Origin of the sequence: Burkholderia sp. BKH01, assembly GCF_025685725.1 — a bacterium.
Lineage (GTDB): Bacteria > Pseudomonadota > Gammaproteobacteria > Burkholderiales > Burkholderiaceae > Burkholderia > Burkholderia pyrrocinia_C.
In genome coordinates this window covers 50,627-63,934 of sequence record NZ_JAOTQT010000004.1, presented here as the reverse complement: position 1 = coordinate 63,934, position 13,308 = coordinate 50,627, and the positions used below count along the sequence as shown (strand labels likewise).

Here is a 13,308-nt window from a genome sequence, read left to right as displayed (position 1 = left end):
GCGCCGCCGGCAACGTGCCGGTCACGCGCGCCATTCGTCGAGAATCTGCTCGGCGAGGTAGTCGCACGGCGCACGCGCGGACTGCGCGCTGCGCGCAAGTACGACCTCGAGTTCGCCCAGCGGCGGCAGCCCGTGGCTCTCCGTAAGCTGGACGAGGTGTTCCGGAATGCAGCAGCGCGCCAGCGGCGCGACAGCGAGCCCGGCCTCGACCATGCTCAGCAGTCCGAGGTAGCTCGGGCTTTCATATGACATGCGGAACGGGATGCGCTGCCGGTTCAGCGCCTTGATCGCGTGATCGCGCGCCATGCTGCCGCCGTGCGTGAAAAACGCCACCGGCAGCGGCCGCTCTTCCCATACGTTCCGCTTCGGCGACCCGGTCCAGACGATCGGCTCCATCCGAACCAGCTCGCCGGTCACGCCCTTGATCCGCGTGAGACACGCGAGGTCGACCGTGTTGTCCTTCAGCATCGGCACGAGCGCGCTGCTCGGCTGGCCGATCACGCGCACTTCCACGCGCGGATGCATCGCCGCGAATTTGCCGAGCACTTGCGGCAGCAGCGACGAAATGTAGTCGTCGGGCACGCCGATCGTCACGCGGCCGCGGATCTCCGGGCGCACGACCGACGCCCACGCCTCGTCGCGCATCGCCAGCATCCGGCGGCCGTATTCGGCGAGCGTCCTGCCGTCGTCGGTGGCCGTCACGTTGCGCGTGTCGCGGATGAAAAGCGGCTTGCCCAGCGCGTCTTCCAGCGCCTTGATCTGCATGCTCACCGCCGACGGCGACCGATGCACGGCCTGCGCGCCCTGCGCGAACGATCCGGATTCCGCGACAGCCACCACCATCGCCAGCACATCGAGGTCGAGCTTTTTCATTTCATTCAGAAAATCTGATCAATCGATTCAGTTTATCCCGTTTTACTGTTCACTTCCACGGTCGGACAATGAATCCCGTCAGCACTCGTTGCAGGAAGCGGAAAACATGCATACGTCCGGATCGCTCTACGGATTTCTCGTCATCGGCGGCATGCTCGCGGTCACGCCGGGGCCGAACATGGTCTACGTGATGTCGCGCTCGATCGCGCAAGGGCGCGCGGCCGGGCTCATTTCGCTGGCCGGCGTGATGATCGGTTACCTGTTCTACATGTTCGGCGCGGCGTTCGGCATCACGACGCTGTTCATGAGCGTGCCCTATGCGGGTAGCGTGCTGGGCGCGGTCGGTGCGGCCTACCTGCTGTACCTCGCATGGCAGGCGGTCAGGCCCGGCGGGCGTTCGCCGTTCGAGGTGCGGGCCTTGCCGAACGAGCAGCCGCTGCGGCTGCTGGCGATGGGCGCGACGACCAGCGTGCTGAATCCGAAGCTTGCGATGCTGTTCGTGTCGCTGCTGCCGCAGTTCATCGACTACCGGCAAGGCAGCGTGTTCGGCCAGTCGCTGTTTCTCGGTTCGCTGCTGATCGCCGCGTTCGCGGCGGCAAACGGGCTGGTGGCGATCTGCTCGAGCGGCATCGCGAAGTTCCTGAACGGGCGCCCGGCGCTGCTGCTCGCGCAGCGCTGGGCGATGGGCCTCATCCTCGGCGGCCTCGGCGTGCAGATGGTTGTCGATGCATCGAAGATGGCTGGCGTGGCGTGACCGTCTCGCCGGCGCGGCGCGGGCTCACGCAATCGCGAGCCGCGCGCCGGCCAGCATCCATCACGCGGCCACCGCCTGCCGCTACGCCTCGAGTTCGCGCACGAGCGGCAGCACGCGCTGGCCGAAGTACTCGACTTCCTCGATGAAATGCAGGAACCCGGCAAGCACGAGATCGACGCCGATCGCCTTCAGCGCGACGATCCGCTCGGCATCAGCCGCAACGTGCTGCGCGCGCGGCTGATTCGCGCGAAGGAAATCGCGGCGGCGAAGTAGCAACATCCGCTGGGCGGACCATCGCTCACCCCGGCACGGCACGATCGCGCCCGCGATCCGTGCAGCGACGTCCCGACCTGATGTATCGTGGCGCGAAGCGCGCGCCCGTCGCCGCCTGCGGCCGGCGATGCCGGCCATGCCCGCGACAGGGCGCCCGCACGATCATCCGCAACACGAAAGCCGTCCGGCGCCCACGCGGGCCCGACCGAGCCCCGTTCACCCGTCAGGAACCGTCGCCATGAAAAAGCTTGTGAACCGCCCGTCCGATGTCGTGCGAGAAATGCTGGAAGGCATCGCACGGCAGTCGCCGCATCTCGCGATCCTCGGCGACGAGCTCGTGCTCGTCCGCCAGCCACTGCCCGAGCCGTCGCAGCGGCCCGTCGCGATCCTCTCCGGCGGCGGCAGCGGCCACGAGCCCGCGCACGGCGGCTACGTCGGCGAAGGGATGCTGAGCGCGGCCGTGTGCGGCGAAGTGTTCACGTCGCCGTCCACCGACGCCGTGCTCGCCGCGATCCGCGCGAGCGCCGGCCCGAACGGCGCGCTGCTGATCGTAAAGAACTACACGGGCGACCGGCTCAATTTCGGGCTCGCCGCCGAGCTCGCGCGCGCGGAAGGCATTCCGGTCGAGACCGTCATCGTCGCCGACGACGTGTCGCTGCGCGGCCGTGTCGAGCGCGGCCAGCGGCGCGGGATTGCCGGCACCGTGCTGATCCACAAGCTCGCCGGCGCGGCCGCCGCGCGCGGGCTGCCGCTGGCCCGCGTCGCGGCGATCGCGCGCGACGCGGCGGCCGAACTCGGCACGATGGGCGTCGCGCTCGACGGCTGCACGATCCCGGGCGCCGACAAGTCGGGCTTCAGCCTCGCCGACCACGAAATCGAGCTCGGCCTCGGCATCCACGGCGAGAAAGGCGTCGAACGCCGCGCGCCGCTGCCCGCGGACGCGCTGGTCGACACGCTGCTGTCGAGCATCGTCGCCGATCTCGTGCTCGACAGCGGCGAACGCGTCGCGCTGTTCGTCAACGGTCTCGGCGCGACGCCGGACATGGAACTCGCGATCGTGCTGCGCGCCGCGTACGACAACCTGAGCCGGCGCGGCATCGTCGTCGCGCGCGCGTGGGCCGGCACGTTCCTGTCGGCGCTGAACATGCCCGGCTGCTCGATCTCGGTGCTGCGGCTGAACGAAGAACGCGCGGCGCTGCTCGACGCGCCGACGCAGGCGCGTGCATGGCCGGGCGGCGGCACCGTGAATACGCACATCCGCGTGGCCGCGGCCGACTCGCACGACGCGCCGCTGCCGCCGCTCGATGCGGCCGGCCGCGCGTGGGCCGCGCGCCTGCAGCCGGCGCTGCACGCGGTCGCGCAGACGCTGATCGATCACGAGCAGACGCTGACCGACCTCGATGCGGCGGCCGGCGACGGCGATCTCGGCGCGAGCATGCTGCGCGCCGCGCGCGCGATTCTCGATTTGCCGGAAACCGCGTACGGTACGCCGGCCGGTACGCTCGCGGCGCTCGGCGCTGCCTTGCGCCGTGCAATTGCAGGCAGTTCGGGGCCGTTCTATGCAACCGCGCTGCTGCGCGCGTCGCGCCGGCTGGCCGATATCGCGGAGCCGTCGGCGCGCGACTGGGCCGCGGCGTTCCGAAACGCAGTGGATTCGATCAGCGAACTCGGCGGCGCGCACGCCGGCGACCGGACGATGCTCGACGCGCTGGTGCCGGCTGCCGATGCGTTCGACCGTGCGCTCGACGGCGATCGCGATCCCGCGAGCGCATGGGCGGCAGCCGTCGAGGCCGCCGAACACGGCGCGCAGCAAACGGCACGCATGACGCCGCGCGCGGGGCGTGCGAGCTATCTCGGCGAGCGTGCGATCGGCACGCCGGATGGGGGCGCGGTTGCGGTGTCGTACTGGGTGCGCGCTCTGCAACCGCACGTGCGATAAGCGGTGGTTCGCGCGACGCGGGCCAGCCGCGCCGCGCGCATCAACCTGTCCCGCGCGCCTTCGTCCGCCCGGGCAACAACGCGGCGCCGACCAGCGCCGCGCCGAAACTCGCGAGCCAGCACCAATAGCCGATCGCATCGAGATGAACCGGCTCGACCCCGCCGCCTTCGTTGACGACGATCCGATGCTGCGACAGGAAGCTCGATCCGAGCAGCAGCGCAAGCACGGCCAGCACGACCGCCTGCGCGCGCAGGCGCTTCGTCGTCAGCAACCAGGCCGCGAACACGAGCGGGTTCGCGAGCCACGCGTAGATGCCGAAGAACACGCCCATCCAGCCCGTCAGCAGCACCTGCCAGCCGTCGGCCCACGGATGCGGATCCGGCGCACCCGTACGGAACGGTGCGGTGACCATCGCGACGAGATAGAACAGCACGCTGATCGCCAAGAGCGACGTGGCGGCGCGACCCATCGGCGGGCGGACGGAGTCAGGGGACGAAGTCGTCGTGTTCATGATGCGTCAGGCATTGCATCGCGTTGAAGGAAGCGCCCGAAGCGTTGCGTTCAAACGCCCTCGACCAGCACCGCGCGATAGCGCGCGCCCTTGAAGCGGTGCTGGACGACGGCCTGGTATTCGGGGCCGTGGTACCACGCGTGCGCGGCTTCCTTCGACGGAAACTCGACGATCACGACACCCTCCGGCCCTTCACCTTCCAGCGTTTCCTGCGGGCCGTAGGCGGCGAGCACCTTGACCGGATGACCGGCAAGCGTCGCGCCGACCTTGCTCCCGTAGACGTCGAGTTCGTGCTGGTCCTGCGTGCTTTCCCGAGTAAACACGATGTAGGTTGCCAAGATGCATACCCCTTTGTGCGATGGTTGGGAGATCGGACGCAGGTCGCCGTTCCGCCGGCTGCATGCGCCGCCCCGGCCGTGCGGCCGGTTGTGCGGATTATAGATGCCCGCCGGCGAATGGCGCGGGCCGCCTACCCGCGCAGGATGCGCCGCGCGGCATCGAGGTGCGCGACGACCGCTTCGCGCGCCGCAATCATCGCGAGCAGCAGGATCATCAGGTCCGAATGCCGCACCCCGCACCTTCTGCCCGTTGATCGCGTAGCGGTCGCCGATGAATGAAAGGAAACGCGACGCGTGCGCTAGGCAAGCGCCGCGGTGGCCTGCATCGTCAACCAGCCGTCGCGATCCTTCGCCCACAGCTCGATCGTCCGGCCGTCGTCCGACGGCTTGCCGCACAGCGTGAACGGCTGCCCGTCGAAGGTCGGGCACACCGCGCGGAACGCGAAGCTCGCGAGCGTCGCATCGGGCCGTTCGCGGTGCACGAGATCGACGAGCAGCGTCGCGATCAGTGGGCCGTGCACGACGAGCCCCGGATAACCTTCCTCCTGCGTCACATAGCTGCGGTCGTAGTGGATGCGGTGACCGTTGAAGGTCAAAGCCGAATAGCGGAACAGCATCACGGCGTCGGCGGTGACGATGCGCGACCACGTTTCGCCTGCGGGCGCCGCGACCGGCTTCGGTGCGCTCGCGCCCGGCTGCGACGCGTCGCGATAGACGATGTCGTGCTCCTCCTCGACGCACAGCTCGCCGTCGCACTCGATCCGATGCTGCACCGTCACGAATACGAGCCGGCCGCTGCGGCCCGTCTTGTCCTCGAGGTTCGCGATCGTCGATTCGCGCGTCGCGCGGCGCCCCGCGCGCAGCGGCGCATGGAACGTCAGGCGGCCGCCGGCCCACATGCGGTTCGGCAACGGCACCGGCGGCAGGAAGCCGCCGCGCTTTGGGTGGCCGTCGGGGCCGACTTCCGACATCGGCACGACGGGCAGGAAGTAGAGCCAGTGCCACAGCGGCGGCACGACGTCGCCGGGCGACGCGCGGTTGAGCGTGGCGGCCAGTGCGTTCAGCGGGAACGCGGTGATGTCGTCGCCGAGCGTTTCGGTCTTGCCGAGCCACGCGTCGATCGACGGCGCGGCGGCAGGCTGGGAGGATGAGGTCGACACGTGCGAAGTCTCCGATGTGATTGCAATGACCCTACCAATATGCACGCCGCGCGCCGTTTCGCGAAGTCGGCTTTCCCGAACCCTCGCTCCGCATTTTCCTGACGCGCGGCCCTGCGGCCCTGCCTGACGAATCTCGTCCGACTATTCAATATAGTCGCCGCACCTACCGCGCACGCCTCCCGGACACCAACCTTACAGCTTGACCATCGCCGACACGCCGCCTAAATTGCTTCAAACGGGCCGGCCGAACCACGCGCGACATGACACGCGGGTGACAAAAATACGATAGTTTGCTATCGAATGTTTTTGCCCCTATCATCTCGCCCATGACCAATCTGCACGACCTCCGACTCGCCGTCAGCAGCCTGCTCGTGCTGTCCGCGCGCAAATGGCGCCGCACCAGCGACGGCGTGCTGACCGCGTACAACGTGTCCGAAGCCTGCGCGACGCCGCTGTTGATCGCCGGCCGCCTCGGCGAAGGCGTACGGCAGGGCACGCTCGCCGAGATTGTCGGCATCGAGGGGCCGTCGCTCGTGCGCCTGCTCGATCAGCTGTGCGCGGCCGGCCTCGCGCGCCGCGACGAGGATCCGCACGACCGCCGCGCGAAAACGATCTCGCTGACGGCCGCCGGCCGCGCGGTCACCGCGAAGATGGAGGAAGACCTACGCGTGCTGCGCGCACAGGTGCTCAAGGGCATCACGCGCGCCGACCTCGAAACGACGCTGCGCGTGCTGAACGCATTCAACGCGTCCGACGCGGCGCAGCCCGCGCCGCTCCCTGCCGACTCCGCGTCATGACCTATCCGAGCCTTCGCGACTGGCTGTTCTCGGGCAAGACGTTCGCCGCGTCGATGCTGGCGCTGTACCTCGGCCTGTATTTCCAGCTGCCGCGGCCGTACTGGGCGATGGCGAGCGTCTACATCGTGTCGAACCCGTTCGTCGGCGCAACCCGCTCGAAGGCGCTGTATCGCGCGCTCGGCACCGCGCTCGGCGCGGCCGCCGCGATCTTCTTCGTGCCGCCGTTCGTCGAAACGCCGATCCTGTTCAGCATCATCGTCGCGACGTGGTGCGGCACGCTGCTCTACCTCGCGATCTCCGACCGCACCGCGCGCAGCTATGTGTTCATGCTCGCCGGTTATACGATGCCGCTGATCGCGCTGCCGACCGTGACCGACCCGTCCACGGTATTCGACGTCGCGATCGCGCGCACCGAGGAAATCGTGCTCGGCATCGTGTGCGCGAGCGTGGTCGGCGGCGCCGTGTTCCCGAACCGGCTCGCGCCGACACTGATCGAGCGCACCGACGCATGGTTCAAGGACGCCGCGTTCTACGGTCGCGAGACGCTGTCCGGGCATATCGCCGGCAAGGCGCTGTCCGCGTGCCGGCAGCGCCTCGCGATGACGATCACCGGCCTCGAATTCCTGCTGAGCCAGTTGGGTTACGACCATGCGCATCCGAGCATCCTCGCGCGGGCGCAGGCGCTCGCGGGCCGGATGCAGCTGTTCCTGCCGCTGATGTCGGCGCTCGCCGATCCGCTGATCGCGCTGATGCGCGACCTGCACGTACGCCCGCCCGCGCTCGACGCGCTGCTGGCCGACGCCGCGAAGTGGTTCGACGCGCCGCTGCCGGCCGTGAAATCCGGCACCGACGGCGACATGGCCCACGATCCGGTCGCGGATGATCTGCGCGAGCGCATCGCCGCGCTGCAGCCCGCCGACGGCGCGCTGACGAGCTGGGACGGCGCGCTGCTGTCGAATGCGCTGTGGCGGCTGCGCCAGGTCATCGACATCTGGCAGGACTGCCGCTCGCTGCGCGCGCTGATCGCGAACGAGTCGGGCGTCTGGCAGCCACGCTACCGGCACTGGCGGCTCGGCGGCACCGAGCGCTTCTTCGATCGCGGGATGATGCTGTTCTCCACGCTGACCGTCGTGCTCGCGATCGTGTTCGCGTGCTGGCTGTGGATCTCGTCCGGCTGGCACGACGGCGCGGCCGCCGTCACGCTCGTGGCCGTGTCGTGCAGCTTCTTCGCCGCGCTCGACGAACCCGCGCCGCTGGTGTTCAAGTTTTTCCTGTCGACGGCCGCGAGCGTCGTGTTCGCGGGCCTGTACCTGTTCGTCGTGCTGCCGCACGTGCACGACTTCGCGATGCTCGTGCTGATGTTCGCGGGCCCGTTCATCCTGATCGGCACGCTGCTGCCGCGCCCGCAGTTCAACATGGTGACGATGCTCGTCGCGGTGAATACGGCAACCTTCATCAGCATCCAGAGCGCCTACGAAGCCGACTTCTTCGTGTTCCTGAACAGCAATCTCGCCGGCGTTGCCGGGCTGTTGTTCGCGTACCTGTGGACACGCGCGACGCGGCCGTTCGGCGCGGAACTCGCGGTGCGGCGCCTGCTGCGCTCGGGCTGGGAAGACGTCGTGCGCTCCGCATCGACACAGCCGCTCGACGACCAGCGCAACCACGCATCTCGGATGCTCGATCGCGTCACGCAACTGCTGCCGCGTCTCGGCGCATCCGACGACCACCGTCACCCGTCGATCGAAAGCTTCCGCGACCTGCGCATCGCGCTGAACGCGCTCGACCTGCGCCGTTCGCGCCGCCGGCTGTCGGGCGACGTGCCCGACGCGATCGACCGCGTGCTCGCCGGCGTCACCGACCACTATGCGCGCTGCGCGGCCGCGAACGCGCGCCAGCCCGCGCCGCCGGCGCTGCTCGCGTCGATCGACGATGCGCTGCACCGCGTGGCCGGCCGCAACCTGCGGGGCACCGCGCCGGCCGACGGCGGCACGGCGCCCGCGGCGCCGGCCACGCCCGCCACTCACCGCCGGCTGCACGACACGCTGCACGCGCTCGTCGGCCTGCGCCTGTCGCTGTATCCGGCCGCGGCCGCGCAGGCGCCGCAGGCGCCGGACGGAGCACGCGCATGATCCGGCTTTCCAACCTGTCTTTCCGAGCGCGACCATGATCGGCGAAATCGACATCTTCGGCGTATTCGTACCGGCCCCGCTCGTGCTGATGCTGATCGCCTACCTGATCAACATCGTCGTGCGCGCGGTGCTCGAGCGCGTCGGCTTCTACCGCCTCGTCTGGCACCGTTCGATCTTCGACCTCGGCATCTACGTGTTCGTGTTTGCCGCCGTCGTGATCGTTTCCCACCATCTCGTGGCTACCTAACGTGAAAAAATCCTGGCTCTCGGCAGGGCAAATCCTGCTCACCCTGATCGTCGTCGTCGTGGCCGGCCTCGTGCTGTGGCGAATCATCAACTACTACATGTTCTCGCCGTGGACGCGCGACGGGCACGTGCGCGCCGACGTGATCCAGGTCGCGCCGGACGTGTCGGGCCTCATCACGTCGGTGCAGGTCGCCGACAACCAGGAGGTCAAACGCGGCCAGGTGCTGTTCGTGATCGACCAGGCCCGCTACACGCTCGCGGAGCGGCTCGCCGAAGCGACGCTCGCGCAGCGCCGCGCGACGCTCGCACAGGCGAAGCGCGAATACGCGCGCAACCTGCAGCTCGGCAACCTCGTCGCAAGCGAACAGGTCGAGGAAAGCCGCACGCGCGTCGAACAGGGCGAGGCCGCCGTCGCCGATGCGCAGGTGTCGCTCGACACCGCGAAGCTGAACCTGCAGCGCACGACGATCGCGAGCCCGGTCGACGGCTACCTGAACGACCGCGCGCCGCGCGTCGGCGAATACGTACCGGCCGGCCGCGCGGTGCTGTCGGTCGTCGACCGCAATTCGTTCCGCGTCGACGGCTACTTCGAGGAAACCAAGCTGCGCGGCATTCATATCGGCCAGCCGGTCGACATCGTCGTGATGGGCGAGCCGCATGCGCTGCGCGGGCACGTGCAGAGCATCGTCGCCGCGATCGAGGATCGCGACCGCACGCAGGGTGCGAACCTGCTGCCGAACGTGAACCCGGCATTCAGCTGGGTGCGGCTGGCGCAGCGCGTGCCGGTGCGCGTCGTGCTCGACGAGGTGCCCGACGACTTCCGGATGATCGCGGGCCGCACCGCGACGGTTTCGATGCGCGAATCCGACACACGTCGACGCGACAACGCGAAGCCGGCTGCCGGCGCGTCGGCGGCAACCGCCGGCGCGACGTCGGCAGTCGCGCCGGTATCGACGGCTTCCGGTGCGGCAGCAAACTCGGCGGGGGCATCGCAATGAAACGGCACGGTCTGCGCCTCGCGGCGGCGCTCGCGCCGCTCGCGCTCGCACTCGGCGCGTGCAAGTCCGTCGGCCCCGATTACAAGCTGCCGCAGCAGGCCTATGTGAATGCACCGCTCGCGAACCATGCGCTCGACGACGCGAACGGCACGCTCGTGTCGCGTGACGCCGTGCCCGGCAACTGGTGGCAGCTATACGACGATCCCGTGCTCGACGAGCTCGTGCGCAGCGCGCTGAAATCGAACACCGACCTGCGCGTCGCCGCGGCCAACCTCGCGCGCTCGCGTGCGGCCCTGGAAGTCGCGAACGAACAGGGTGGGTTCTCCGGCGGCGCGGAGGCGGGCGTGCAACGCGCGCAGGAATCGGCTGAACAGTACCTGCTCGAAAACAAGCTGCCGGTCGTCAACGAAGGTGCGGTCGGCATCAACGTGTCGTACGAGATCGACCTGTTCGGCAAGCTGCGGCGCGGCGTCGAAGCCGCGCGCGCGGACAGCGAGGCCGTCAGGGCGGCCGGTGACCTGGCGCGCATCACGGTCGTCGCCGACGTCGTGCGCGCGTACGTCGAATCGTGCTCGGCCGGCGACGAGCTGGCGATCGCGAAGCAGTCGCTCGCACTGCAGAAACAGCGCGTGGCACTGTCGCAGCGGTTGCGCGATGCCGGGCGCGGCAACCAGACCGACGTGACGCGCGGCGTGACGCAGGTGCGCACGCTCGCCGCAGACATCCCGCGCTTCGAAGGCCGCCGCAAGGTCGCGCAATACCAGCTCGCCGCGCTGCTCGCGCGCTCGCCGGCCGACCTGCCGAAGGCCGTCGCCGAATGCGAACGCCTGCCTAAGCTGCGCCAGCCGATTCCGATCGGCGACGGCGCCGCGCTGCTGCGCCGCCGCCCCGACGTTCGCGAAGCCGAGCGGCAGCTCGCCGCCGCAACCGCGCGAATCGGCGTGGCGACCGCCGCGCTGTACCCGTCGATCAGCATCGGCGCGTCGGCCGGCTCGGTCGGCCTCGCCGCCGACCTGTTTTCGTCCACGACCAATCGCTGGTCGTTCGGACCGCTGATCAGCTGGTCATTCCCCGTCAACGGCCAGCGTGCGCGTGTACGCGAAGCCGAGGCTGCGACGGGCGGCGCGCTCGCGCACTTCGACGGTGTCGTGCTGAACGCGCTGCGCGAAACGCAGTCGAGCCTCGCGACCTATGCTGCCGACGTGCAGCGCACCGATGCACTGCGCACGGCTTACGAATCGGCGCGCAATTCCGCCGACGAAACCCATCGTCTCTACGCGGCCGGCCGCGAGTCGTTCCTCTCCGACCTCGACGCGACGCGCACGCTGACGAGCGTGCAAGCGCAGGTCGCGGCCGCTGAAGGACAAGTCGCGGCCGATCAGGTGCGGCTCTTTCTCGCGCTTGGTGGCGGGTGGGAACCCGACAGCGCAGCAACTGCACAGGATGCCCGCCCCGCCACCACGCGTGCAGCCGCGGCGCCCGCAGCCAGCGAATAAGCGCCGCAGCGTGATCACCTTCGATACGTAACGCGAACCTGGCGAAACACGCTGTGCCAGCGGGTTTTACTGATTCGCGCCATAGCATCCGGAGGACGACGGACGCCCGCGTTGACGGTAAACTGGCCGACGCACTTCCATTCATCTTCCGCTGCCGATCCGGCAGCGGCATCCATTCGGAGAGTCATCATGCGAACCAGCGCCCGCAACCATTTCGCCGGCCAGGTCAGCGCCGTCAAACCCGGTGCCGTCAACGACGAAATCACGCTCCGCACGCAGGACGGCCTCGACATCGTCGCCGTGATCACCCACGGCAGCGCGGCGTCGCTGGGCCTCGCGGCCGGCTCGAAGGCGTTCGCACTCGTCAAGGCATCGTCGGTCATCGTGATGGTCGACGTCGACAGCAGCAAGGTGTCGGCTCGCAACTGCGTCGCGGGCACCGTATCGTCGGTCGCGAAGGGCGCGGTCAATTCGGAAGTCGTGATCAAGGCCGCGAGCGGCGCCGAGATCGTCGCGATCGTCACCAACGACAGCGTCGAGCGTCTGGGCCTCGCGAGCGGCAACGCCGCGTCCGCGATCTTCAAGGCATCGAGCGTGATCGTCGGCGTCGAGTAATCGCGTGACGGGCGCCGCGATCGTGATCCGGTTTGCGCCACGCGTTCGCGCGGATCGTGTCGCCCTGCCGTCATGCGGGTGCGCACGATGACCGCCGCACTCGATCGCGCCGACCCGTCCTCGCATGAACAGGCGCTGCAGTCGCTGCTGCTCGCGGCGGCCAACGCCAACACTCCCGACGCACGCCTGTTCGGCGCCCTCGTTGCGGCACGCGCGTGCCGCAACGAACTCGCGCTGCTCGGCCTGTCTCATGGTCAACTGGCCCGGCTGCTTGCCCGGCAGTTTCCGCACCTGCCTTCCGTCGATGCCGCCGCACTCATGTCGACGGTTGCGATCGCGCTGCTGCCATCCACCCACGCGGCATTCGTCGCGACGCTGCACGCGCGGCTGATGGACGACGCGAATCCCGCCGTCGCCCGCGACGACGCCGACTGCCTCGCGTCGATCATCGCGCATGCGTGCCTGCGCCCCGACCATCTGTGGCGCGACCTCGGGCTCGACGGACGCGACGCGGTATCCGCGATGCTCGATCGCTATTTCCCCGCGCTCGCCGCGCGCAACGTCGCTCACCTGCGCTGGAAAAAATTCCTCGCACAGGAAGTGGCGGCATCGCTCAGCATGCCACCTGGGCCCGCACCCGGATGCCCGGGCTGCAAAGATTTCGGCTTCTGCTTCCCTCACGCGCGATAGCCGTCGCGGCGGCGGCGCTGCCCACGCGTTTCGTCGCATCGCCAACCGGAGAAACCGCCTTGACCGACATTGCGAGCCCCAACCTGCCGTCGCGCGATTTCGAAACCACGTCCCGCTTCTACGAAAAACTGGGGTTCATCGAAGCCTGGCGCGACGACGGCTGGATGATCCTCAAACGCGGCGACCTGTTGCTGGAATTCTTTCCGCATCCCGAACTCGATCCGGCCACGAGTTGGTTCAGTTGCTGCTTCCGACTCGCGGATGTCGGCGCATTCTTTGACGACATGCTCGCCGCCGGCATCCCGGAGCAAGCGACCGGCTGGCCGCGTGCGCACCGGCCGACACGCGAAGCGTGGGGCGGGACGGTCGGCGCGCTGATCGATCCGGACGGTTCGCTGATCCGGTTGATCCAGACGGAAGGCTAGGCACGCCTCCTGTTGCTGCCGCGATCGAGCGGCAATGGAAATGCACGGGCGCGCGATGCGACGC

The 13,308-nt window shown here is 69.0% G+C and carries 14 protein-coding genes and 1 pseudogene; 10 read left to right on the top strand and 5 right to left on the bottom strand.

Annotated features, from left to right (window positions below; all coding sequences use genetic code 11):
* Nucleotides 1-21: 21 nt before the first annotated feature.
* Complete coding sequence (locus OEJ37_RS08115; RefSeq protein ID WP_263343912.1) at nucleotides 22-873, bottom strand: LysR substrate-binding domain-containing protein; 852 nt, start codon at nucleotides 871-873, stop codon at nucleotides 22-24.
* 106 nt (nucleotides 874-979) lie between these two features.
* On the opposite strand from OEJ37_RS08115, the gene OEJ37_RS08110 reads away from it, so the two are divergent.
* Nucleotides 980-1,627 (top strand): LysE family translocator, encoded by a 648-nt coding sequence (locus OEJ37_RS08110; protein ID WP_175919891.1) that lies wholly within the window; start codon nucleotides 980-982, stop codon nucleotides 1,625-1,627.
* A gap of 81 nt (nucleotides 1,628-1,708) precedes the next feature.
* Here the strand turns inward: OEJ37_RS08110 and OEJ37_RS08105 are convergent.
* Nucleotides 1,709-1,837 (bottom strand): annotated as a pseudogene (locus OEJ37_RS08105) (dimethyl sulfone monooxygenase SfnG); the annotation flags it as partial.
* Between the two features lie 301 nt (nucleotides 1,838-2,138).
* On the opposite strand from OEJ37_RS08105, the gene OEJ37_RS08100 reads away from it, so the two are divergent.
* Nucleotides 2,139-3,839 (top strand): dihydroxyacetone kinase family protein, encoded by a 1,701-nt coding sequence (locus tag OEJ37_RS08100; protein ID WP_263343910.1) that lies wholly within the window; start codon nucleotides 2,139-2,141, stop codon nucleotides 3,837-3,839.
* 40 nt (nucleotides 3,840-3,879) lie between these two features.
* Here OEJ37_RS08100 and OEJ37_RS08095 read toward each other — a convergent pair whose 3' ends face one another.
* The 3 genes from OEJ37_RS08095 to OEJ37_RS08085 form a co-directional block, all read right to left on the bottom strand.
* Entirely contained in the window at nucleotides 3,880-4,350 is a 471-nt protein-coding gene (locus tag OEJ37_RS08095) for a hypothetical protein (RefSeq protein WP_263343909.1), read from the bottom strand.
* Between the two features lie 50 nt (nucleotides 4,351-4,400).
* On the bottom strand, nucleotides 4,401-4,688 hold the full coding sequence (locus tag OEJ37_RS08090) for a DUF1330 domain-containing protein (protein WP_047904567.1): 288 nt from the start codon (nucleotides 4,686-4,688) through the stop codon (nucleotides 4,401-4,403).
* A gap of 299 nt (nucleotides 4,689-4,987) precedes the next feature.
* Nucleotides 4,988-5,848, bottom strand: a complete 861-nt coding sequence (locus OEJ37_RS08085) for a MaoC family dehydratase N-terminal domain-containing protein (protein WP_263343907.1) — start codon at nucleotides 5,846-5,848, stop codon at nucleotides 4,988-4,990.
* Between the two features lie 326 nt (nucleotides 5,849-6,174).
* On the opposite strand from OEJ37_RS08085, the gene OEJ37_RS08080 reads away from it, so the two are divergent.
* From OEJ37_RS08080 to OEJ37_RS08045, 8 genes are all read left to right on the top strand, one after another.
* On the top strand, nucleotides 6,175-6,645 hold the full coding sequence (locus OEJ37_RS08080) for a MarR family winged helix-turn-helix transcriptional regulator (RefSeq protein WP_174419509.1): 471 nt from the start codon (nucleotides 6,175-6,177) through the stop codon (nucleotides 6,643-6,645).
* On the top strand, nucleotides 6,642-8,774 hold the full coding sequence (locus OEJ37_RS08075; protein ID WP_263343905.1) for an FUSC family protein: 2,133 nt from the start codon (nucleotides 6,642-6,644) through the stop codon (nucleotides 8,772-8,774). Before OEJ37_RS08080 ends, OEJ37_RS08075 begins: the two co-directional genes overlap by 4 nt.
* 34 nt (nucleotides 8,775-8,808) lie before the next feature.
* Nucleotides 8,809-9,021, top strand: coding sequence for a DUF1656 domain-containing protein (locus OEJ37_RS08070; protein ID WP_011350409.1), 213 nt, complete (start codon nucleotides 8,809-8,811; stop codon nucleotides 9,019-9,021).
* Nucleotide 9,022: 1 nt separating this feature from the next.
* Nucleotides 9,023-10,018: an HlyD family secretion protein gene (locus tag OEJ37_RS08065; RefSeq protein ID WP_175919885.1), complete on the top strand. Its 996-nt coding sequence runs from the start codon at nucleotides 9,023-9,025 to the stop codon at nucleotides 10,016-10,018.
* Nucleotides 10,015-11,514 (top strand): efflux transporter outer membrane subunit, encoded by a 1,500-nt coding sequence (locus OEJ37_RS08060; RefSeq protein WP_174419506.1) that lies wholly within the window; start codon nucleotides 10,015-10,017, stop codon nucleotides 11,512-11,514. The genes OEJ37_RS08065 and OEJ37_RS08060 overlap by 4 nt, the downstream gene beginning before the upstream one ends.
* Before the next feature lie 189 nt (nucleotides 11,515-11,703).
* Nucleotides 11,704-12,129: a molybdopterin-binding protein gene (locus OEJ37_RS08055; protein ID WP_174419505.1), complete on the top strand. Its 426-nt coding sequence runs from the start codon at nucleotides 11,704-11,706 to the stop codon at nucleotides 12,127-12,129.
* An 87-nt stretch (nucleotides 12,130-12,216) separates the two neighbouring features.
* Entirely contained in the window at nucleotides 12,217-12,819 is a 603-nt protein-coding gene (locus tag OEJ37_RS08050; RefSeq protein WP_263343902.1) for a nitrogen fixation protein NifQ, read from the top strand.
* Nucleotides 12,820-12,878: 59 nt separating this feature from the next.
* Nucleotides 12,879-13,244 carry a bleomycin resistance protein gene (locus OEJ37_RS08045; protein WP_174419503.1) on the top strand — a complete coding sequence of 122 codons (366 nt, stop codon included), beginning with the start codon at nucleotides 12,879-12,881 and terminating at the stop codon, nucleotides 13,242-13,244.
* The last annotated feature ends 64 nt before the right edge of the window (nucleotides 13,245-13,308 follow it).

Excerpts from the sequence above, each read along its gene's own strand:
- OEJ37_RS08075 (WP_263343905.1), top strand. The coding sequence starts at position 6,642 with ATGACCTATCCGAGCCTTCGCGACTGGCTGTTCTCGGGCAAGACGTTC.
- OEJ37_RS08100 (WP_263343910.1), top strand. The coding sequence starts at position 2,139 with ATGAAAAAGCTTGTGAACCGCCCGTCCGATGTCGTGCGAGAAATGCTG.
- OEJ37_RS08115 (WP_263343912.1), bottom strand. The coding sequence starts at position 873 with ATGAAAAAGCTCGACCTCGATGTGCTGGCGATGGTGGTGGCTGTCGCG.
- OEJ37_RS08080 (WP_174419509.1), top strand. The coding sequence starts at position 6,175 with ATGACCAATCTGCACGACCTCCGACTCGCCGTCAGCAGCCTGCTCGTG.
- OEJ37_RS08055 (WP_174419505.1), top strand. The coding sequence starts at position 11,704 with ATGCGAACCAGCGCCCGCAACCATTTCGCCGGCCAGGTCAGCGCCGTC.
- OEJ37_RS08095 (WP_263343909.1), bottom strand. The coding sequence starts at position 4,350 with ATGAACACGACGACTTCGTCCCCTGACTCCGTCCGCCCGCCGATGGGT.
- OEJ37_RS08110 (WP_175919891.1), top strand. The coding sequence starts at position 980 with ATGCATACGTCCGGATCGCTCTACGGATTTCTCGTCATCGGCGGCATG.
- OEJ37_RS08050 (WP_263343902.1), top strand. The coding sequence starts at position 12,217 with ATGACCGCCGCACTCGATCGCGCCGACCCGTCCTCGCATGAACAGGCG.
- OEJ37_RS08070 (WP_011350409.1), top strand. The coding sequence starts at position 8,809 with ATGATCGGCGAAATCGACATCTTCGGCGTATTCGTACCGGCCCCGCTC.
- OEJ37_RS08060 (WP_174419506.1), top strand. The coding sequence starts at position 10,015 with ATGAAACGGCACGGTCTGCGCCTCGCGGCGGCGCTCGCGCCGCTCGCG.